The sequence below is a fragment of the Curtobacterium sp. MCBD17_028 genome, from assembly GCF_003234875.1.
GTDB lineage: Bacteria > Actinomycetota > Actinomycetes > Actinomycetales > Microbacteriaceae > Curtobacterium.
This window is the reverse complement of record NZ_QKTQ01000010.1, coordinates 18,699-37,471: the sequence shown is the minus strand read 5'-3', so window position 1 is coordinate 37,471 and position 18,773 is coordinate 18,699. Positions and strand designations below refer to the sequence as shown.

Below are 18,773 nucleotides of genomic sequence, written 5' to 3'. Positions count from 1 at the left end.
CTGTGACGGTGGACAGGAGCGGCCTGTGGAGGACGAGGCGGGTGGCGAGCGGTCGGCCGCCCGCGCGGGATGATGGACCGGTGATCGTGCTCGCGGCGACTCCCATCGGCAACCTCGGCGACGCCTCCCGGCGCTTGATCGAGGCCCTCGCCAACGCCTCGGTCGTGGCAGCCGAGGACACGAGGACCGCCGTCCACCTGATGCGCGCCCTCGGTGTCGAGAACCGGCCGCGCCTCATCGCCCTGCACGAGCACAACGAGCGGGACCGTGCCGCGGAGGTCGTGGACCTCGCCCGCGACGACGACGTGGTCGTCCTGACCGACGCCGGCATGCCGGCGATCAGCGATCCCGGGTTCCCCCTCGTCGCCGCGGCGGCGGCCGCCGGCGTGACCGTCACCGCGATCCCCGGGCCGAGCGCCGTGCTCACCGCGCTCGCCGTGTCCGGGCTGCCCACCGATCGGTTCGCCTTCGAGGGCTTCCCGACCCGCAAGCAGGGTGAACGGCGTCGCGTGTTCGCCGCGCTCGCCGGGGAACCGCGCACGCTCGTCTTCTTCGAGTCACCCCACCGCGTCGCGGACACCCTCGCCGACATGGCCGACGCGTTCGGTGCCGACCGCCCCGCTGCCGTCTGCCGCGAACTCACCAAGCTGCACGAGGAGGTCCGGCGCGGGCCGCTCGGCGAGCTCGCCGCCTGGGCGGCGGACGGTGTCCGTGGCGAGATCTGCGTCGTCGTGGCCGGCGCTCCGTCCGCGGAGGGTCCGGTCGACCTGGAGGCGGGGGTGCGGTTGGTCCTCGAGCGCGTCGCCGCCGGCGTCCGCATGAAAGAGGCATCGGTGGCGGTCGCGCAGGCCACCGGACTGTCGCGCCGCGACCTCTACGAGGGCGCGCTCGCGGCCCGCTGACGGGAGGCCCGTCCTCCACGTCCGCGCCCGGTCACGCCGGTCTCCACAGGGGTCCCGGGCCACCGTCACCTGATGGGACGCGCCCATAGGATGGTCCGCATGTCCGACGGCACCGCGTTCTCCATCACGACGCCCATCTTCTACGTCAACGACGTGCCGCACATCGGGCACGCGTACACCGAGGTCGCGGCGGACGTGCTGGCGCGGTGGCACCGGCAGCGTGGCGACGACACCTGGCTGCTGACCGGCACGGACGAGCACGGACAGAAGATCCTGCGGACGGCGTCCTCGCACGACGTCACCCCGCAGGCGTGGGCGGACCGTCTCGTGGCCGAGGCCTGGAAGCCCCTGCTCGACACCGTCGACATCCGGAACGACGACTTCATCCGCACCACGGACGACCGGCACGTGCGCGGGGTCACCACGTTCCTGCAGAAGTTGTACGACGACGGCTACATCTACGCCGGCGAGTTCGAGGGCTTCTACTGCGTGGGGTGCGAGGAGTACAAGCAGCCGAGCGACCTCGTCCCCGGCACCGGAGCCTACGAGGGCCAGCAGGTCTGCGCGATCCACTCGATCCCGGTCGAGGTGCTCGCGGAGCGGAACTACTTCTTCCGCATGTCGGACTTCGAGCAGCCGCTGCTCGACCTCTACGCGTCGAACCCCGAGTTCATCCAGCCCGAGAGCGTCCGCAACGAGATCGTGCAGTTCGTCAAGCAGGGCCTTCGTGACCTCTCGATCTCGCGGTCGAGCTTCGACTGGGGCATCACGATCCCATGGGACTCGGACCACGTGCTCTACGTCTGGTTCGACGCCCTGCTCAACTACATCACCGCGCTCGGCTACGGCAGCGACGACGACGAGGCCTTCCGTCGCCTGTGGCCGAGCGTGCACCTGGTGGGCAAGGACATCGCCCGGTTCCACGCCGTGATCTGGCCCGCGATGCTCATGGCCGCCGGGCTCGAGGTCCCGAAGCGCGTGTTCGGCCACGGGTGGCTGCTCGTCGGCGGCGAGAAGATGTCGAAGAGCAAGTTGACCGGCATCGCCCCGTCCGAGATCACGGACACGTTCGGGTCGGACGCCTTCCGGTACTACTTCCTGCGCGCGATCACCTTCGGGCAGGACGGCAACTTCAGCTGGGAGGACATCGCGGCGCGCTACCAGGCCGAGCTCGCGAACGGCTTCGGGAACCTGGCGTCGCGCATCGTCGCGATGCTGGGCCGGTACCACGACGGCGTCGTGCCCGAGCGGGCAGCGCTCACGGACGCCGACCGTGCGATCGACGAGCTCGCGGTCTCGGTGACCGAGCGAGCCGACGCCGCGATCGCCGGGTTCGCCCCGCACGAGGCGATCGCCACCGTCTGGGAGCTCGTCGACGCGCTGAACGGCTACATCACCGAGCAGGAGCCCTGGGCGTTGGCGAAGCAGCCCGACCAGCGTGAGCGTCTGGGCACGGTCCTCACGACGGCACTGCGCGGCCTCGGGACGGTCGGAGTCCTCCTCGCGCCCGTGGTTCCGAAGGCGGCCGATCGACTCTGGGCTGCGATCGGAGCGGGCGGTTCGATCAGCGATCAGCGCATCGACCGCGCGTGGGAGTGGGCGGGCGCCGAACGCGTCGTCCCGCTCGAGGCCGGGCTGTTCCCGCGCATCGAGACCTCGGAGCAGGGCGCAGCGTGAGCTCGTCCGACGCCCACGTCCGCGCGCGGGGGAGCGACGGTGCCGGGCAGAAGCGTGACCTCAGTTATCCGCCGCTGCCCCCGGCGCTCGTCGTGCCCGTGTACGACAACCACACGCACATGGAGATCGCGGACGGGGTCGGTGACGGCGGGGACGGGCCGATCGAGTACCGCGAGCACCTCGACCGCGCCTCGAGCGTCGGGATCCGGGGGGTCGTGCAGGTCGGCACGGACCTCGAGACCTCCCGCTGGTCCGCCGAGATCGCCGCCCGAGAACCGCGGGTCCTCGCGGCGGTGGCGCTCCACCCGAACGAAGCGCCCGAACTCGAGCAGCGGGGCCTCCTCGACGAACACCTCGCGGGCATCGACGCGCTCGCTGCCCTGCCCCGCGTCCGTGCCGTCGGCGAGACCGGGCTCGACTTCTTCCGCACGGGTCCCGAGGGGCGCGACGCCCAGGTGCGCTCGTTCGAGGAACACATCGCGATCGCCAAGCGGCACGGGCTGGCCCTCCAGATCCACGACCGTGACGCTCACGACGACGTCGTCGCCACGCTCGACCGCGTCGGTTCGCCCGAGCGCACCGTCTTCCACTGCTTCTCCGGTGGCCCGGACCTCGCGCGGCTCTGTGCCGAGCGGGGTTGGTACATGTCCTTCGCGGGCACCGTGACGTTCAAGAACGCCGAGGCCCTGCGCGAGGCGCTCCGCGTCGCCCCGCGCGACCGGATCCTGATCGAGACCGACGCGCCGTTCCTGACCCCGGTGCCCTACCGCGGTCGCCCGAACGCGCCGTACCTCGTGCCGCTGACGCTCCGCTCGATGGCCGAGACCATCGGGACCGACCCCTCGATGCTCGCGGCGCAGATCTCGTCGAACACCGAGATCGTGTACGGGCGGTGGGACCACGAGCCCGTCACGGTGAACGAGTGAGCGAGGCTCCCGGCCCGTCCCGTCCCGGTGCGTTGCTCGGCCCCGCCGAGATCCGCGACCTCGCGGGCCGCCTCGACGTCACACCGACCAAGAAGCTGGGCCAGAACTTCGTCCACGACGCCAACACCGTCCGCCGGATCGTGGCCGCCGGTGGTGTGCACGCCGACGCGATCGTCCTCGAGGTCGGTCCCGGGCTCGGGTCGCTGACGCTCGGCCTCACCGAGACCGGAGCCGACGTCCTCGCGGTCGAGATCGATCGGCGCCTGGCGACGCAGCTGCCCGACACGGTCCGGATGCTCCAACCCGAGGCCCGGCTCCGCGTGGTGCACCAGGACGCCCTGACGCTCCGGGCCGGGGACCTGCCGGACGGCGCGCGGCCCACGCACCTCGTGGCGAACCTCCCGTACAACGTCTCCGTTCCCGTGCTCCTGCACCTGCTGCCGACGTTCCCGACCATCGGTCGGGCGCTCGTCATGGTGCAGGCCGAGGTCGGGTACCGGCTCGCCGCGGACCCGGGGTCGAAGGTCTACGGGTCGCCGAGCGTCAAGGCGGCGTGGTACGGCTCGTGGCGCATCGCCGGGCAGGTCAGTCGGCAGGTGTTCTGGCCGGTACCGAACGTCGACAGTGTGCTCGTCGGCTTCGAGCGCCATGAGGAACCGGGCGACGAGACGCTCCGGGCCCAGGTCTTCGCCCTCGTCGACGCAGCGTTCCAGCAGCGGCGGAAGATGCTCCGACAGAGCTTGTCCGCACTCCTCGGTGGGAGTGCCGGAGCATCCGACGCCCTCACCGCTGCGGACATCGAGCCGACGCTGCGCGGCGAGCAGCTCACGGTCGACGACTTCACGCGCCTCGGTCGCACGGTGCTCGCCGCCGCGTAGGGCTCAGCCGATCCCTCCGTGGCACCACCCACGAACCGGGTCCGATCTCGACGGCGATGTGGTGCACCACCAGCCGCCGAGGAGTTCTCTGGAACCATGCCGAAGACGAAGCAGCAGGTGTCCGCCAAGCCCATCAGCCCTGAACTCCACGGCCGCATCGACTACGGGTTCGCGGCCGCGAACCTGTTCCTGCCGGGCGCGCTGGGCCTCCGTCCGGGCGCTCGTCGCCTGTTCCGGTTGTTCGGGCTGGTGCAGGGCGGCCTCAACGCGGTGACCGATCAGCCGTCCGCCGCGATCCCCGCCGTCCCGTTCGCGGTGCACGGTGCGATCGAGAAGAACAGTGGGCTGCTCTACGTCCTGCTGCCGCTGATCACCGGCGTGCTCAAGGACCGTCGAGCGCGTCGCTTCTGGTTCCTCAGCGGCATCGCGCTGGTGGTCGTCTACAACCTCACCGACTGGAGCTCGTCGAGCGGTGCGGTGTACCCGCCGAACACCAAGGTCACGCCGGCCAAGAAGGCGAAGGCGGCGAAGAAGCGCCGCTGACCCGACCGCTGTCGATGCGCGCATGTGACGACGGAGCGCGTGTCGAACGACATCGGGATCGTCGCCGCATGCACCCGCATCTGATGTGCGTGCATGTGGCGACGAACCCGTCGGGGAACGACAGCGGGATCGTCGAAACGAGGCGGTTCCGCTGGGCAGAGGCGCCGGCAGGGGTCAGTGGCCCGCGACCAGGGCCCGGATGAGGTCCGCCTGGTTCCCGTTCCGCTCCGCCCAGCGCAAGGGCAGGACGTTCTCGACCAGGACCTCCGCCCCGGCCCCGGCCGCGAGGAGGGCGACGACCTCGTCGAGGAACGCGTCGAGGGGCATGCCGCCGAAGTCGGCGCCGCCGAGCAGGTCCGTGGCGACGGCCGGCGGCACGAGCTCGAGCACCTCGACGCCGGAGTCGGCGAGCTGTGCCCGGAGCGACAGCGTGTACGAGTGCACGGCCGCCTTGGTCGCGCTGTAGGTCGGTGTCGCGGCGAGCGGGGTGAACGCGAGCCCGGACGACACGGTCATGAGCGTCGCGGCCGGCCGCGTGAGCAGGTGCGGCAGGACGGCGTCGACCAGGCGGATCGTGCCGAGCAGGTTGGTGGTGATCGTCGCCTCGGCAGCGGCGATGTGCGCAGGATCACGGAGGTCCTCGGGGCGCATGATCCCCGACATCGTGACGACGGCGTCGAGCGAGGGGTGCCGCTCGACGACGGTCCGCACGGCCGCGATGATGGAGGCGGGGTCGTCGACGTCGAGCACGACGGTGTCCAGGCGCGGATCGTCCGCCGCGATCTCCTCGAGGAGGGCCCGGCGACGACCGCCGACGACCACGGTGCTGCCCGCGTCGGCGAGGCGTCGTGCGAGCCCGAGGCCGATGCCCGAGGTCGCGCCGGGGATGAAGACGGTGCTGGTGGTGATGTCCATGCCCTGACGATCGCGGAGTCCGGGCCGGCGGGGCAGAGCGCGTCGATCGGGGGATCGGCGATCCCTGGTCGCGGGCGCGTGCGGGTGCGAGGATCACGGGGTGGAACGGGACGGCGTGGACAGGGACGGGCTCGCGGACTTCCTCCGGCGCCGGCGGGAGCGCATCCAGCCCGAGGACGTCGGCCTCGGTGCCGGTCCGCGCCGCCGGACGCCCGGCCTCCGGCGTGACGACGTTGCCGCGCTCGCCGGGATGTCGACGGACTACTACACCCGGCTCGAGCAGCAGCGCGGTCCGCAGCCGTCCGAGCAGATGCTCCAGGCGCTCGCCCGGGCCTTGCGGCTGACGGTGGCGGAGCGGGACCACCTGTTCCACCTCGCCGGGCACAACGCCCCGGTGCGCGTGCGGCGTGCCGATCACGTGGCGCCGCCGTTGCTCCGGGTGCTCGACCGCCTCGACGCGGATCCGGCGATCGTCGTGAGCGACCTCGGGGAGACGCTCGCCGAGAACCGCCGGGCCGTCGCGCTGCTCGGGGCGACGGTGGGGCTGCCGGGGCCCGAGCGGTACCAGGTGTGGCGGTGGTTCCTCGGTCGGGAGCGCGAGCGCTACGCCCCGGAGGAGCACGAGCGGCAGGCACGCATCCAGGTCGCCTCGCTCCGGGCCGCGGTGGGTGCGGCCGGCCCGGGTGACCGCCGTGCGCGAGAACTCGTCGCGGGGCTGACCGCCCGGAGCCCGGAGTTCGTGGCGGTGTGGGAGCGACACGAGGTCGCCGAGCGGTTCACGGACCACAAGACCTTCCTGCACCCGGAACTCGGGCGACTCGAGGTCGACTGTCAGGTGCTGCTCACCGAGAACCGGGCGCAGGCGCTCCTGGTGTTCACCTCGGAGCCCGGTACCGAGGCGGCAGACCGGCTGGCGCTGCTCGGCGTGCTCGGCGAGCAGCGGTTCGGCCCGACCCCGTCCGAGGGAACCGAGACCCCTGCCCGGACGGCAACGGGGCAGTCAGCCCCTCCGCGGTTGCCTTCTGTGACGACCGGCGTGGCGCGCGCAGGGGACCGTGCCTAGGCTGTTGCGGTGAGCACTCCCCGTGTGTACGTCATCCACGAGAACCCCGAGTGGTTCCCACCGCTCGCCGCTGCGTTCGAGGCCGAGGGTGTCCCGGTCGAGGAGCTCCTGCTGACGGACGGCTCCATCGACCTCGCCGCTGATCCTGCGCCGGGCGTCTACTGGTCGCGCATGTCCGCGTCGAGCCACACCCGCGGGCACGAGCACAGCAAGGAGTACACGCGCGCCGTCCTCGGCTGGCTCGAGCGTGCTGGCCGCTCGGTCGTCAACGGCAGCCACGTGCTCGAGCTCGAGGTCAGCAAGGTCGCGCAGCACGGCCTGCTCCGGAACGCCGGGTTCGACGTGCCGCGCACGACGGCGGTGTTCGGTCACCGCGACCTCGTCGCCGCCGCCGAGCGCTTCGTCGCCGAGGCGTCGACTCCCGGTGCGCCGTTCATCACGAAGCACAACCAGGGCGGCAAGGGCCTGGGCGTCCGGCGGTTCGACACGGTGGCGGAGTTCGCGTCGTACGTCGAGAGTCCGGAGTTCGAGGAGCCGGTCGACGGCATCACCCTCATCCAGGAGTACCTGGTCGCGCGTGCGCCGTTCATCACCCGCGTCGAGTTCGTCGGCGGTCGGTTCGTCTACGCCGTCCGCGTCGACACGAGCGCCGGGTCGTTCGAGCTCTGCCCGGCCGATGCGTGCGAGGTCCCGCTGCCCGGCCAGGCGGCGCAGCCGCAGAGCGGCCCCGCCCAGACGGGCACGGCGCAGACGGACACGGCGCAGACCGGCACCGAGCAGACGTTCGCGGGAGCGGCGTGCGACGTGCCGACGGCCGGCCAGCCGAGCGCGTTCTCGATCCGCTCCGAGATCACGGCCGGGTCCGAGATCGTCCAGCGGCTCGAGGCGTTCCTGGCCGACCAGCGCATCGGCGTCGCCGGCATCGAGTTCATGGAGACCGTCGACGGTCGGACCGTCGTCTACGACATCAACACGAACACGAACTACAACCCCGCGGTCGAGGAGACGAGCCCCGTGTCGGGGCCCCGCAGCATCGCGCGCTACCTCGGCGCGCTCCTCGCGAGCGAGCAGGCCCTGCTCGCCGTCTGAGCATCGCACCGGCTCCTTCCGTTCGCACCGCCGCATCGCGGTGTTCGAACGGAAGGCACCGGTTCGGCCGCTCCGACCCGCGACCACCGCGACCACCGCGACCACCCCGGGAGGCACGGCGCCGGCCCGACCGGCACCGCGCCTCCCGACCGTCCCACCCCAACGAACCGGAAGAACCACGTGCGATTCGGATACTGGACCCCGCTGTTCGGCGGCTGGCTCCGCAACGTCGAGGACGAGCAGATGCCCGTCACGTTCGACTACGTCAAGCGCCTCGCCCAGCGGGCTGAGCAGATCGGCTTCGACCTGACGCTCGTCCCCGAGCTCAACCTCAACGACATCAAGGGCACGGCCGCGCCGAGCCTCGAGGCGTGGGCGCTCGCGGCGGCGATCGCGGCGACGACCGACCGCCTCGAGATCATGGCGGCCATGCGCCCCGGCTACCACCTGCCCGCCGTCACGGCGAAGCAGGCCGCGACGATCGACGACATCTCGAACGGTCGGTTCACGTTCAACGTCGTGAGCGCCTGGTGGGCCGAGGAGGCCAAGCAGTACGGCGGGATCTTCTCGGAGCACGACGACCGGTACCGCCGCACCGCGGAGTTCGTCGAGATCATGAAGGGCCTGTGGACCGAGACGCCGTACTCGTTCCACGGGGAGTACTACGACATCGAGAACGCGCACCTCGAGCCGAAGCCCCGCGTGCAGCCGCGCATCTACGCCGGCGGTGAGTCCGAGGCCGGGAAGGCGAGCATCACACGCTACGCCGACGCGTACGTCACGCACGGCGGCACGGTCGACGAGCTGCGCACGAAGATCGACGAGATGAAGCAGCGTCGCGTCGACGCCGGACTGCCGCCGTTCGAGGCGTTCGGCATGGCCGCCTACGCGATCGTCCGTGACACCGAGGCGGAGGCGCAGGCCGAGCTCGCCCGCATCACCGACGTGCAGCACGGGGCCGCGTACGAGTCGTACCAGGACTTCATCTCGAAGTCGCAGCTCGAGCGTGTGCCGAGCCTGGAGGACTACTCCGTGTCGAACCGCGGCCTGCGGCCGGGGTTCGTCGGGACGCCCGAGCAGGTCGCGGAGCGGATCCGGGCGTTCCAGGACGCCGGCGTCGACACGCTCCTGCTGCAGTTCTCGCCACAGCTCGAGGAGATGGAGCGGTTCGGCGAGCAGGTCATCCCGCTCGTGGCCGGCACCACCGCGGGCTGAGGGGCACGGCCGCGCCGTGCCACCGCGGTGCCCCTCGGGGTCGCGCGGTGGCCATCGCGACCGATATAGGTTGGGTCCATGACGTCGCTCGCCGCACCGACCCGGGTGCGGACGCGCGCGCCGGGCAAGATCAACGTCTACCTGGCTGTCGGCACGCTGCTGCCGGACGGGTACCACGACGTCGCGACGGCGTACCAGGCCGTGTCGTTGTACGAGGACGTCGTCGCCGAGGCGGCCGACGACTTCACCGTGCGGTTCACCGGTCCCATCGACACGTCGGCGGTCCCGGTGGACGAGTCGAACCTGGCACTGCGGGCCGCCCGGCTCGTGGCGGAGCGCGCGGGCTACCGCGGCGGGGTGCACCTGACGATCGAGAAGCAGGTGCCCGTCGCCGGGGGCATGGGCGGCGGTTCCGCGGACGCGGCGGCGACGCTCCTGGCGGTCGACACCCTGTGGGGCACGTCGCTCGGTCGCGACGAACTCCTGCGGCTCGCGGCCGGGCTCGGCGCGGACGTGCCGTTCGCGTTCTCCGGCGGCACCGCGATCGGCACGGGGCGGGGCGACGAGCTCAGCCCGGCCCTGGCGTCGGGGCAGTTCCACTGGGTGCTCGTGCTCTCGGACGAGGGACTCTCGACGCCCGCGGTGTACACCGCCCTCGACGAGCATCGCGACCGCTACCGCGCGGACATCACGCCCGTCCGGGACGCCCCCGTCGTCGAGGCGAACGTGCTGCAGGCGCTCCGGGCGGGCGACGCCGAGCTGCTGGCCGACTGCCTCCACAACGACCTGCAGGCTCCGGCGATGCGGCTGCAACCCACGCTCGCGCGCACGCTCGAACTCGGTGAGCGCGCCGGCGCTCTCGCGGGCATCGTGTCCGGGAGCGGCCCGACCGTCGCGTTCCTGGCCGCGGACTCCGACGCCGCGCTCGACCTGCAGGTCGAGTTGAGTGCCGCCGGGCTGACCGTGGTGCGGGCCACGGGTCCGGTGCACGGCGCGCGCGTCGTACCGCGGTAGCCCGAGCCCGAGCCCGAGCCCGAGCCCGAGCCCGAGCCCGAGCCCGAGCCCGAGCCCGCGCACGAGCACGAGCGCGAGCGCGAGCCCGCCGCGCCTCAGTTCCCGGTCACCAACTTGCCCGCGGCGTAGTGGGTCGCGACCTGCTGCGCGGTGAGCACCGTGGTGTACACCGCCGCGTACCGCATGGCACCGTTCACGTACCAGGCGGAGCCGGAACTCACCCAGCTCCCGGACAGGCTGTCGTACCCGATCCGCCAGTACCCGCCTCCGTCGTCCTCGGCTCCGGTGTACGCACTGTTGCTGGCGACGAGCGTCCCGTCGAGGTAGAGCGCCATGCCGGTGCTCGGACTCTGCGTCGCGACCACCTGGTGCCAGGCCCCGTCCGCGTAGTCGACCCCCGCTGCACTGGTCACGATCTGGTTCCTGCTGCTGTAGGTGGCGAAGGTGACCCCGCCGTCGGTGTTCACGTAGACGGCCCGGTCCTCCAGCCCGGACGTGCCGGTCCGGGCGGTGCCGAACCCGATCAACCGGCCGGCTGCCGTGTCCGTGCGGAACCACACCTCCTCGCTGTAGGTGGCCGGTGGCGCCGTCTTCGTCGGCATCGACACGTAGCTCGTGGACCCGTCGAGCACGTACGCGCTGCCACCGTCCCTCGGGCAGGCGATGGGTGTCTCGGTGCTCGTGGTCATGCTGCCCTGGTACGTACCGTCGTTCCCGTGTCCGGACACGTCCCGGGCGGTGGTCGAGCCGGCGTCCTCGGTCAGCGGGTACTGGAACAGCGCCGAGCCGGCGTCGACGGTGAGCGCGTCCGGACAGTGGAAGTACGGCGCCGTCCTCGCGGTGTCCGCGGGGTCCGTGATCGCCGCGGTCCACCCCGAGGTCGTCCCGGGCGCCGCGACACCGACGGCGGCCGCGGCGGCGAGCGCCGCCGCGACGAGGGGCCACCGCCGTCGGGGTCGCTCGCGGTGCCGGGGGGTCATGCGTGGAGTCCTCGGGTCCGGCGGTGGCGGCGCGGGCCCGCTTCGTCGCCCGGGAGGCCCACCGCGAGTGTCCAGAGCAGCGGCACCGCACACAGGCCCACCGCGACCGCCCATCCCCAGGGCGGCAGGTGCAGCGCGGTCGTCAGGTGGTAGACCGCGTGCCGAGTGGCGAGGACGTGCGTCGGCAGGGTGAGGTGCCCGACCTGCCCGGCGACGAGGTCGACGTGCGCGCCGGTGGGGGCGGCGACCCGGACGGGCAGCATCCCGGTGGACACGACGGTCGCCTCCGTGCCGCCCGACACGGTCGCGGTCTGGAGCACCGTGGTCCCGACGAAGGGGCGGAGGGCGAACGCGACGCCGGAGAGCAGGACGGACACCCCGAGGACGCGGGCAGCCGATCGGTACGTCGGCCGACGGACGCGGCTCGTCACGAGCCAGAGCGCCACGAGACCGACGATCAGCAGGGGCAGTGCACGGACGAGCCATCCGACTCCGGGCAGGATCGTCCGGACCACCCCGACCACGTCGGCGGCGCGGAGACGCCAGGGGTCGACGGCGCCGTTCGCGTCACCGCGGGTCGTGATCCGTCCGTCGTCGATCGCGGCGATCCGGTGCGTGTACGTCTCGGCGGCGGCGGTCGGCGGGTGGAACGTGACGACGTCGCCGACGCGCAGGTCGGTCGCGGCGGCGGGGACGGTGAGGACGAGCGTGCCGACGGGCGCGGCCGTGCCCATGGACGGCGTCTCGACGACGAACCACCGACCGCCGGTGGCGTGGAACGCCGTCGCGGCGACGACCACGACAGCGATGATCGCGAGCAGGACGCCGGTGAGCGCTCGCCGTCCGGTCCGACGACGACGGCGAGTGACGGCCCGGAGGCCGTGGACGGCCCTGCTGCCGCGCACCGCCCGGACGCCGTCGGCCGGCCGGACGGCGCGGACGTGCGTCGCGGTCATGGCGGTCGCCTCCACGGATCGGGAGGGGCGGGTCCGGCAGCGTGACCCGCCGCGTCGGACGGGGTGGGGACTAGCTGGCGTACGACCAGGTCAGCGGGACCGTGGCCTGGAGGCCCTGGTAGCTGTTCCCGAGGGTGCTCGGCAGCGAGACGGCGAAGCTGAAGGCCGTGGACGAACCGCCCGGGACGGCGGGGAGCGAGAACGGCGTGGTCGTGCTGCCGAGGGCGGCGAGGGTGCCCGAGAACACCGTGGTGTTCGCGGTCGTGTTCTTGACGACCACCGTCATCTGCGAGCACAGGTCGTTCGCCGTGCCGTTGACGGAGCCGTTCGCGAGCTGCCCGCAGGAGCCCGGGGTGAGGGTGAACGTCCGGGCGGCGGCCGATCCGGTGTTCGTGATCGTCATCGCCGTGGTGACGGTGTCGCCGGGCACCATGGCGGCCCCGCCGAACTGGTCGATCGACGTGCAGGTCGCGGTGTTCGTCGAGACGGAGCCGCCGTCGGTCGAGGTGCACGTCGCCGCGTTCGCGCCGGTCGTGGACTCCTGCATCACGAGGGTGCCGGTGACGGCCGTGTCACCGCTGTTCGTGATCGACGCGACGAACCCCGACAGGGTCCCGGACATCGAGAACGCGAGCAGCACGGCGGCGAGCACCCCGGTGCCGATCGCGAACCACGTGAACCGGACGCGTTTCGGGCTGGTGGGCAGGACGTGGGACAACGGCGGGCTCCTCGGGTCGGATCGGGTCGCGCGCGGTGTACCCCGTCAGGATGGATCGTCGGACGCAGGATCGGGCTGCGGAACGACGCCCGGACGACGACACCGTGCGGCCCCATCAGTCTGAGCGGTTCTCGAGAACTCTGAGGCCCCCAATGCGGGGGACGCGGTTGTACCCCGAACGATACCGACCAGGCGGTTTGCCACCGGATCAGTGCCCGGTGCGCTTGTACTCGGACACGATGACGGTGCCGGTGCGCCACGTGCCGGCGACGTGGAACCCACGACGTTCGAGTGTCGCGGTGAGCGCCGGGCGGACGTCGCGGGACGGCGCCCCGAGGAACCACACCGTGTCGATGTCGCCGAGACGGCGGGGCACCGTCGTGGCGACGTCCCCGTTCGTGTCCCAGAGCCGACCGGTGGCGGGGCCGCTCGTGACCGCGGCCAGGTCGGTCATCCCGGCGAAGGCCCGCGGGTAGGCGTCGCGGATGATCTGCGTCGTCGTCGTCGGGTGGTGCCACACGCTGCCGTAGACGACACCCTCGTCCGCATCGGGAGCGAACGAGCGCTGCCGGCTCACGATCGCGGCGGCCTGCGCCCAGTGCGAGTCCTGCTTGGCGTACGGGGTCTTCACGGCCACCGCGGCGGGCACGGCCAGCGCGACGAGCAGACCGACCGCGACGAGGGCGGGGACCCGCGGGCGGATCGACGTCAGGCCGAGGGCGATGAGCACCGCGACGAACGGCAGGCTCAGCGTGGCGTACTTCGGCGAGTACAGGTGCTCCCCGAGGGCCGTCGCGCCGACGAGGAGTGCCGTCGGGACGACGACGACGGGCAGGGTGACCCGGACCGCCTGGGCGCGCAGGGCCTCCCGGGCGGTCCGGACGGTGGCGCGACGTCGCGCGCCACGCAGGCCGAGGACGACGCCGGCCGCCATCGCGACCCAGGCGGCGGTCGCGAACGGGACCGACCCGGGGAACCACGCCGTCGTCGACACCTGGCGCACGGTGCCCGGCCCGATCCCGGCGATCCAGCTCACCTGCTCCGACTGGCCCGTGGCGACGGCCACGAACGGCACGACGGTGACGGCTGCGCAGCCCGCGGCGATCGCCCACGCGCCGAGGACGTGCCGCGGCACGATCGGCACCGGGGCGGAACCGCGATGCGTCATGGGTGCGGCGCGGGCGGCTCGGAGGTCGGCGAGGCGCGTCCACGCGAGCGCCACGGCGTGGGCGACGACGACGAGCGACAGGTAGACGTTGAACACCACCGCGACCGCGGCGAGGACCCCGTACGCGACCCACCACCGCCGCCCGGTGCCGTGCCGCGTGCGTCGCACCGCGGTGAGGCCGACGAGTGTCAGGCCCACCGACAGCGCGGTGATGGTCGCGTAGGGGCGGCCCTCGACGCCCGCCCAGGCGACGCGGGGGAGGAGCAGGAACACGACGCCCGCGACGACGCCGACCCGGCGACCGGCGATCCGACGGCCGAGCGCGACGACGAGCCCGGCGGCGAGCCCGACGGCGAGCGCGCTCGGGAACCGCAGCGTGAACGGGGTGGAGCCGACGAGGCGGAACCAGACGTGCATGCAGGCGTAGTAGAGCCCGTGCACGGCGTCGACGTGGTGCAGTTCGCTCCAGAGCTGCCCCCAGGTCCGGGTCGCGCTCGTGACGGTGGCGCCCTCGTCGTACCAGAGGGACGGCACCCAGGCGAAGGCCGCGGCGAGCAGCACGCCGAGCGCCGCGATCGTGAGCTCCGGCGAGCGGGCCGAGGCGATCGACAGCGTGCCGGACAGCCCCCGGACGGACCGCCGGAGGGACGGGACCCGGGTCGGCCGCTGGATGCTGATGGCACCGGTCTGCGGAGAACGCACCGCCCGGACGCTACCCAGCCCCACTGGCAGCGCGCCCGGGTGTTCGCGCGGTCGCCGCTGAGAGTTCACACTCGTGTCTTCGGTGCGACACACATAATGACGGGATGCGTCCGATCGTCGAACCGGCTCCGACCGCCTCCGCCGCCCGTCGGCGTCTCGGCTCGCGGACCTCGCCGCTGCCCGGGGTCGGGAACGAGGGCATCCGTCGCCTCGCCGCCGCACGCGTGCTCGTCATCGGTGCCGGAGGGCTGGGGTCGCCCGTCGTCGCCCTGCTCGCGGGGGCCGGCCTCGCGCGCCTGACGATCGTGGACCCGGACGTCGTCGACCCGTCGAACCTCGCGCGGCAGACGCTGTTCACGGCCGCCGACGTCGGCCGACCGAAGGCACGTGTCGCGGCGGAGCGGGCGAGCGCCGTCGACCCCGAGGCCGAGGCGGTCGCCGTCGTCGCCGGGTTCGCCCCCGAGATCGTCCCGGGACACGACGTCGTGGTGGACGCGGCCGACAGCGTCCTCGTGACACGGGCGGCGTCCGACGCCTGCGCCGCGGCCGGCGTCCCGCTCGTGTGGGGCAGTGCCCTCGGTTCGGACGGCCAGGTGTCCGTGTTCTGGGACGCCGCTCCCGACGGTGCCGCAGTCGACTTCCACGACCTGCACCCCGACCCGTTCGACGACGACGGTTCGTGTGCGCTCGACGGGGTCGTCCCCGCGCTCTGCGGCGTGGTCGGGTCGGTCATGGCGGGCCAGGTGTTCACGCTCGTCACCGGCGTCGGCGACCCCCTGCTCGGCCGCGTCGTGACGGTCGACGCGCGCACGTGGCGCACCGTGGAGAGTCCGCTGCGTCGTGGCCCGGCGTCGCGACGTCCGCCGGCCCTCCCGACCCTGCCGTCGGAGCCGGTCCGTCGGATCGCGCCCGCCGCCCTGGAGGCCCGGCTCGCCCTGCGGACGCAGGGTCGCGACGCCTTCGTGCTCGTGGACGTCCGCACGGACGCCGAGCTCGACGCCACGGGCGTCGTCCCCGGCGCGGTGCGGCCGGACGCCGTGCCCGCCGGCGCCGAGGTCGTCGTGTACTGCGCCCGTGGCCCGCGCGCGGACGCGTGGGCCACGGCGAACGGCGACGGTCGGACCGTGACCGTGCTCGACGGCGGCATGACCGCATGGTTGGCCGAGGCGCGGCCGACCGCCGAGCGTCCCGGCAGAGGGTAGTGGCGGGCGTGCTGCTCAGGGGTAGGGGATGACCGCCTCGACGATGGTCTGCCTGAGCTCGCCCGCCGAGCACGCCGTGCCGTCGCCGGCGCCACTGCCGCCGCGGATGAAGAGCGCCGTCCTGCTGCCCGGCGGGTAGACGCGGATACCGTCGATGTGCACGGGCTTGCACGTCGCCGGATCGAAGGCTGCAGCGACCTCGATGATGATGTAGGCCTGAGCGGCGCGGCCGTGTTGGAGCGTGACCGTGGGGTGTTGCACGTCCCGGTCCAGGGTCGCGGCGGGACCGATCTGCGTGCCGTTGCCGTCACCCACGTAGGACACGCCGGGCCAGCCCTGCAGCGTGCAGGTCGTGGGGCTCGTGTTCGTCAGGATGATGGCGAGCTGCTCCTTGGACATCCCGCCGCCGCTCCCCGGGGGGTTCCCGCCCTGTTCGCCGAGTCGTGCGGACAACTGTGCTGTTGTGCACATCCCGGAGCGCGTTCCCGGTCCCGCGGCGGCCCCCGCCCCCGGTGCGGGGGTCGATGCCGCGTTCGCGGCGGGCGCGGACGGGGCGCCCGCGGCGGACGGCGCAGCGCTCGGGGTGGCCGGCGGACGGCTCGGCGTCCGTGTCGCCGTCGACTGCGTCGCCGGGGCGGTGCGGGTGACGGCGGGGTGCGGCGCGGCGTCGGAGTGCGGGGCGGCGCAGCCCGTCAGGGTGAGCCCGACGAGCGCGGCCGTCGTCGAGACGACCAGGAGGCGGTGCCGTGGATCGGAGCGGTTCATGCCTCCACTGTGCCGCGCCGACCGTGAGGCCGAGATGAGACGGTCCCCGGCCGGTCTCACGACTTCCTCATCTCGGTCCTGCGAAGGTGTCGCTCGGAGTCGGAGGGACGTGGACGTGCGGTTGCTGCTGCTGGAGGACGATCTCGACCTGGCCGCCCGGATCCTCGACGGACTCCGGCGGGCCGGGTTCGCGACCGACCACGTGACCGACCTCGCCGCCGCCGACGAAGCCGTCGCGGTGACGGCGTACGACGGCCTCGTGCTCGACCGCACGGTCCCCGACGGTGACTCGCTCACGTTCCTCCGCGCGTTGCGGCGCGCGGGCGACACCGTCCCCGTGCTCGTGCTGACGGCCCGCGACACCGTGGAGGACCGCGTCGACGGGTTCCACGAGGGCGCGGACGACTACCTCGTCAAGCCCTTCGCCTTCGCCGAGCTCGAGGTCCGTCTGCGGGCCCTGACCCGGCGCGGGGCGGCGCTCCGCGTCCCCGTCCTCCGTGCCGGTCCGGTCGTCATGGACGTGCCCCGGCACGAGGTCACGCACGACGGCGTCCTCCTGAGTCTGACGCCCAAGGAGTTCGGGGTCCTCGAGATGCTCCTCACCGCCGACGGCGCCGTGCTGTCCCGGAGCGCGCTGTTCGAGGGGTGCTGGGACGAGCGCAGCGATCCCCTGTCGAACGTCGTGGACGTCGTGATCGCGCAACTCCGGCGGCGGCTCGGCGAGCCGGACCTGATCGAGACCGTCCGCGGCGTCGGCTACCGGATCCGATCATGAGGACGCGCGAGGTCGCGATCGGGTCCGGACCGAGCCCGGCGGCCCGGCGGCGGCTCGAGCGGATCCGCTGGAGCATGACCCTGTTCTTCGCGCTGACGACCGCGGCCTGCATGGTGGCGCTCGCGGTGTTCTTCGCCGCGACGGACGCCGCCGCGCGCCATCGGGTCGACGACGGCCTCCGCACCCAGGCCCGCCTGGTGTCCGAGGGTGTCACGCACGACGGCCGGTACTTCAGCTTCGCGACGGGGACGACGCCCGCGTCGGGCGCCGGCTTCGCCGCGATCGGGACGATGCCGGCGGGGTTCGTGGACGCGCGGGGCATCGAGTACGCCTCGCCGCGGCAGTCGTCCCTGCCGTCCTCGGCGGTGATCAGCGCGATGTACGCGGGCATGCGGCACGCTCACGCGTCGGTCTTCCGGACGGTGTCCGGGCGCAACGGCGTCGCGATGCGATGGGTGGCGCGGCCGCTCGACCCGTCGGACGTCGCCATGACGATGGTGGGCGCGCCGGCCGCGGCGCCGTTCAGCCGTCGGTCGCTCGTGCTCGGGCTGGTCCTCGCGGTCGCCGTGCTGGTCCTCCTGGCGACCGTCACCGGGCACGTGCTCTCGGGTCGCGCGATGCGTCCCGCCGTGCAGCAGGTGGAACGGCAGGAGCAGTTCCTCCGCGAGGCCGCGCACGAACTGCGGACGCCGCTCGCGACGCTCGGCCTCATCGCGGAGTCCGGCGTCCGGCATCCTGACACCGCGGACCAGGCGCTCCGGGACCTCCAGGGTCGGCTGGAGCGGATGACCGGCGTGGTGACGAGCCTGCTCGCTCGAGCGCGGTCGGAGTCCGGTGGCGAGATCGACCAGCGGCCGCTCCGACTCGACCAGCTCGTCGAGGTCACGATCGACGAACTCGGCCGTGGTGACCTCGTGTCCGTGGACGCCGTGCCGACGGTGGTGCGGGGGAACGCGGACCTCGTGGAACACGCGGTCCGGAACCTCGTCGAGAACGCCGTCCGGCACACGGACGGCCCGGTCCGCGTGACGGTGCGCGACCGGTGCTTCGCGGTCGCCGACTCGGGCAGCGGCGTTCCGGAACGCCTCGCCGGTCGTGCCGACGGCGCCGACTCCGGTGTCGCCAGCGGACCTGGCGTCGGCACCGGTACCGGGCTCTCCATCGTCCGGTGGGTCGCCGACCTGCACCACGCGACGCTGCGGTTCGAGGGGCGGCCCGGAGGCGGGCTCGTGGTCAGCCTCGAGTTCCCTACCGGCGACACGCGCTGAGCATCGGGGCGGTACCT

18 protein-coding genes are annotated in these 18,773 nt (G+C 72.9%); 12 read left to right on the top strand and 6 right to left on the bottom strand.

The features are described 5' to 3' along the window. Positions 1 to 80 precede the first annotated feature (80 nt). The 5 genes from rsmI to DEI86_RS12055 all read left to right on the top strand — a co-directional run bounded on the left by rsmI (position 81) and on the right by DEI86_RS12055 (position 4,926). Positions 81 to 902 (top strand): 16S rRNA (cytidine(1402)-2'-O)-methyltransferase, encoded by an 822-nt coding sequence (gene rsmI / locus DEI86_RS12075; RefSeq protein ID WP_111026338.1) that lies wholly within the window; start codon positions 81 to 83, stop codon positions 900 to 902. A gap of 99 nt (positions 903 to 1,001) precedes the next feature. After that, entirely contained in the window at positions 1,002 to 2,579 is a 1,578-nt protein-coding gene (metG, locus tag DEI86_RS12070) for a methionine--tRNA ligase (protein ID WP_111011175.1), read from the top strand. Next, positions 2,576 to 3,505 carry a TatD family hydrolase gene (locus DEI86_RS12065; protein ID WP_111049657.1) on the top strand — a complete coding sequence of 310 codons (930 nt, stop codon included), beginning with the start codon at positions 2,576 to 2,578 and terminating at the stop codon, positions 3,503 to 3,505. The genes metG and DEI86_RS12065 overlap by 4 nt, the downstream gene beginning before the upstream one ends. Next, positions 3,502 to 4,383, top strand: coding sequence for a 16S rRNA (adenine(1518)-N(6)/adenine(1519)-N(6))-dimethyltransferase RsmA (gene rsmA / locus DEI86_RS12060; RefSeq protein ID WP_181434940.1), 882 nt, complete (start codon positions 3,502 to 3,504; stop codon positions 4,381 to 4,383). Before DEI86_RS12065 ends, rsmA begins: the two co-directional genes overlap by 4 nt. 96 nt (positions 4,384 to 4,479) lie before the next feature. After that, complete coding sequence (locus DEI86_RS12055; protein ID WP_111049656.1) at positions 4,480 to 4,926, top strand: hypothetical protein; 447 nt, start codon at positions 4,480 to 4,482, stop codon at positions 4,924 to 4,926. Positions 4,927 to 5,100: 174 nt separating this feature from the next. On the opposite strand, the gene DEI86_RS12050 is transcribed toward DEI86_RS12055, so the two are convergent. After that, complete coding sequence (locus tag DEI86_RS12050) at positions 5,101 to 5,841, bottom strand: SDR family oxidoreductase (protein WP_111049655.1); 741 nt, start codon at positions 5,839 to 5,841, stop codon at positions 5,101 to 5,103. Positions 5,842 to 5,956: 115 nt separating this feature from the next. Here DEI86_RS12050 and DEI86_RS12045 point away from each other — a divergent pair, with 115 nt between their 5' ends. The 4 genes from DEI86_RS12045 (at position 5,957) to DEI86_RS12030 (ending at position 10,222) form a co-directional block, all read left to right on the top strand. Further along, positions 5,957 to 6,904: a helix-turn-helix transcriptional regulator gene (locus tag DEI86_RS12045; protein ID WP_111013992.1), complete on the top strand. Its 948-nt coding sequence runs from the start codon at positions 5,957 to 5,959 to the stop codon at positions 6,902 to 6,904. 9 nt (positions 6,905 to 6,913) lie between these two features. Next, positions 6,914 to 7,993, top strand: coding sequence for a RimK family alpha-L-glutamate ligase (locus DEI86_RS12040; RefSeq protein ID WP_111049654.1), 1,080 nt, complete (start codon positions 6,914 to 6,916; stop codon positions 7,991 to 7,993). A 180-nt stretch (positions 7,994 to 8,173) separates the two neighbouring features. Then, a complete protein-coding gene (locus DEI86_RS12035; protein WP_111037006.1) occupies positions 8,174 to 9,208 on the top strand; it encodes an LLM class flavin-dependent oxidoreductase in 1,035 nt (344 codons plus the stop codon). 78 nt (positions 9,209 to 9,286) lie between these two features. Then, positions 9,287 to 10,222: a 4-(cytidine 5'-diphospho)-2-C-methyl-D-erythritol kinase gene (locus DEI86_RS12030; RefSeq protein WP_111049653.1), complete on the top strand. Its 936-nt coding sequence runs from the start codon at positions 9,287 to 9,289 to the stop codon at positions 10,220 to 10,222. Between the two features lie 95 nt (positions 10,223 to 10,317). Here DEI86_RS12030 and DEI86_RS12025 read toward each other — a convergent pair whose 3' ends face one another. The 4 genes from DEI86_RS12025 to DEI86_RS12010 form a co-directional block, all read right to left on the bottom strand. Then, the gene (locus DEI86_RS12025) at positions 10,318 to 11,202 is read right to left on the bottom strand and encodes a LamG domain-containing protein (RefSeq protein ID WP_111049652.1); all 885 of its coding nucleotides are present in this window, start codon (positions 11,200 to 11,202) and stop codon (positions 10,318 to 10,320) included. Beyond that, the gene (locus DEI86_RS12020) at positions 11,199 to 12,158 is read right to left on the bottom strand and encodes a S26 family signal peptidase (protein ID WP_146244916.1); all 960 of its coding nucleotides are present in this window, start codon (positions 12,156 to 12,158) and stop codon (positions 11,199 to 11,201) included. Before DEI86_RS12020 ends, DEI86_RS12025 begins: the two co-directional genes overlap by 4 nt. 70 nt (positions 12,159 to 12,228) lie before the next feature. Beyond that, entirely contained in the window at positions 12,229 to 12,876 is a 648-nt protein-coding gene (locus DEI86_RS12015; RefSeq protein WP_111049650.1) for a hypothetical protein, read from the bottom strand. 208 nt (positions 12,877 to 13,084) lie between these two features. After that, a complete protein-coding gene (locus DEI86_RS12010; RefSeq protein WP_111049649.1) occupies positions 13,085 to 14,746 on the bottom strand; it encodes a glycosyltransferase family 39 protein in 1,662 nt (553 codons plus the stop codon). A 104-nt stretch (positions 14,747 to 14,850) separates the two neighbouring features. Here DEI86_RS12010 and DEI86_RS12005 point away from each other — a divergent pair, with 104 nt between their 5' ends. Further along, positions 14,851 to 15,948: a HesA/MoeB/ThiF family protein gene (locus DEI86_RS12005; RefSeq protein ID WP_111049648.1), complete on the top strand. Its 1,098-nt coding sequence runs from the start codon at positions 14,851 to 14,853 to the stop codon at positions 15,946 to 15,948. 15 nt (positions 15,949 to 15,963) lie between these two features. Here the strand turns inward: DEI86_RS12005 and DEI86_RS12000 are convergent, their stop codons facing one another. Then, positions 15,964 to 16,713, bottom strand: a complete 750-nt coding sequence (locus DEI86_RS12000; protein WP_111049647.1) for a DUF4232 domain-containing protein — start codon at positions 16,711 to 16,713, stop codon at positions 15,964 to 15,966. A 115-nt stretch (positions 16,714 to 16,828) separates the two neighbouring features. Here DEI86_RS12000 and DEI86_RS11995 point away from each other — a divergent pair, with 115 nt between their 5' ends. Continuing rightward, positions 16,829 to 17,488, top strand: a complete 660-nt coding sequence (locus tag DEI86_RS11995; RefSeq protein WP_111011205.1) for a response regulator transcription factor — start codon at positions 16,829 to 16,831, stop codon at positions 17,486 to 17,488. Next, a complete protein-coding gene (locus DEI86_RS11990) occupies positions 17,485 to 18,756 on the top strand; it encodes a HAMP domain-containing sensor histidine kinase (protein WP_111049646.1) in 1,272 nt (423 codons plus the stop codon). Before DEI86_RS11995 ends, DEI86_RS11990 begins: the two co-directional genes overlap by 4 nt. Positions 18,757 to 18,773: the final 17 nt, after the last annotated feature.

Excerpts from the sequence above, each read along its gene's own strand:
- DEI86_RS12050 (WP_111049655.1), bottom strand. The coding sequence starts at position 5,841 with ATGGACATCACCACCAGCACCGTCTTCATCCCCGGCGCGACCTCGGGC.
- DEI86_RS12025 (WP_111049652.1), bottom strand. The coding sequence starts at position 11,202 with ATGACCCCCCGGCACCGCGAGCGACCCCGACGGCGGTGGCCCCTCGTC.
- DEI86_RS12055 (WP_111049656.1), top strand. The coding sequence starts at position 4,480 with ATGCCGAAGACGAAGCAGCAGGTGTCCGCCAAGCCCATCAGCCCTGAA.
- DEI86_RS12030 (WP_111049653.1), top strand. The coding sequence starts at position 9,287 with ATGACGTCGCTCGCCGCACCGACCCGGGTGCGGACGCGCGCGCCGGGC.
- DEI86_RS11990 (WP_111049646.1), top strand. The coding sequence starts at position 17,485 with ATGAGGACGCGCGAGGTCGCGATCGGGTCCGGACCGAGCCCGGCGGCC.
- DEI86_RS12000 (WP_111049647.1), bottom strand. The coding sequence starts at position 16,713 with ATGAACCGCTCCGATCCACGGCACCGCCTCCTGGTCGTCTCGACGACG.
- metG (WP_111011175.1), top strand. The coding sequence starts at position 1,002 with ATGTCCGACGGCACCGCGTTCTCCATCACGACGCCCATCTTCTACGTC.
- DEI86_RS12005 (WP_111049648.1), top strand. The coding sequence starts at position 14,851 with ATGCGTCCGATCGTCGAACCGGCTCCGACCGCCTCCGCCGCCCGTCGG.
- DEI86_RS12020 (WP_146244916.1), bottom strand. The coding sequence starts at position 12,158 with ATGACCGCGACGCACGTCCGCGCCGTCCGGCCGGCCGACGGCGTCCGG.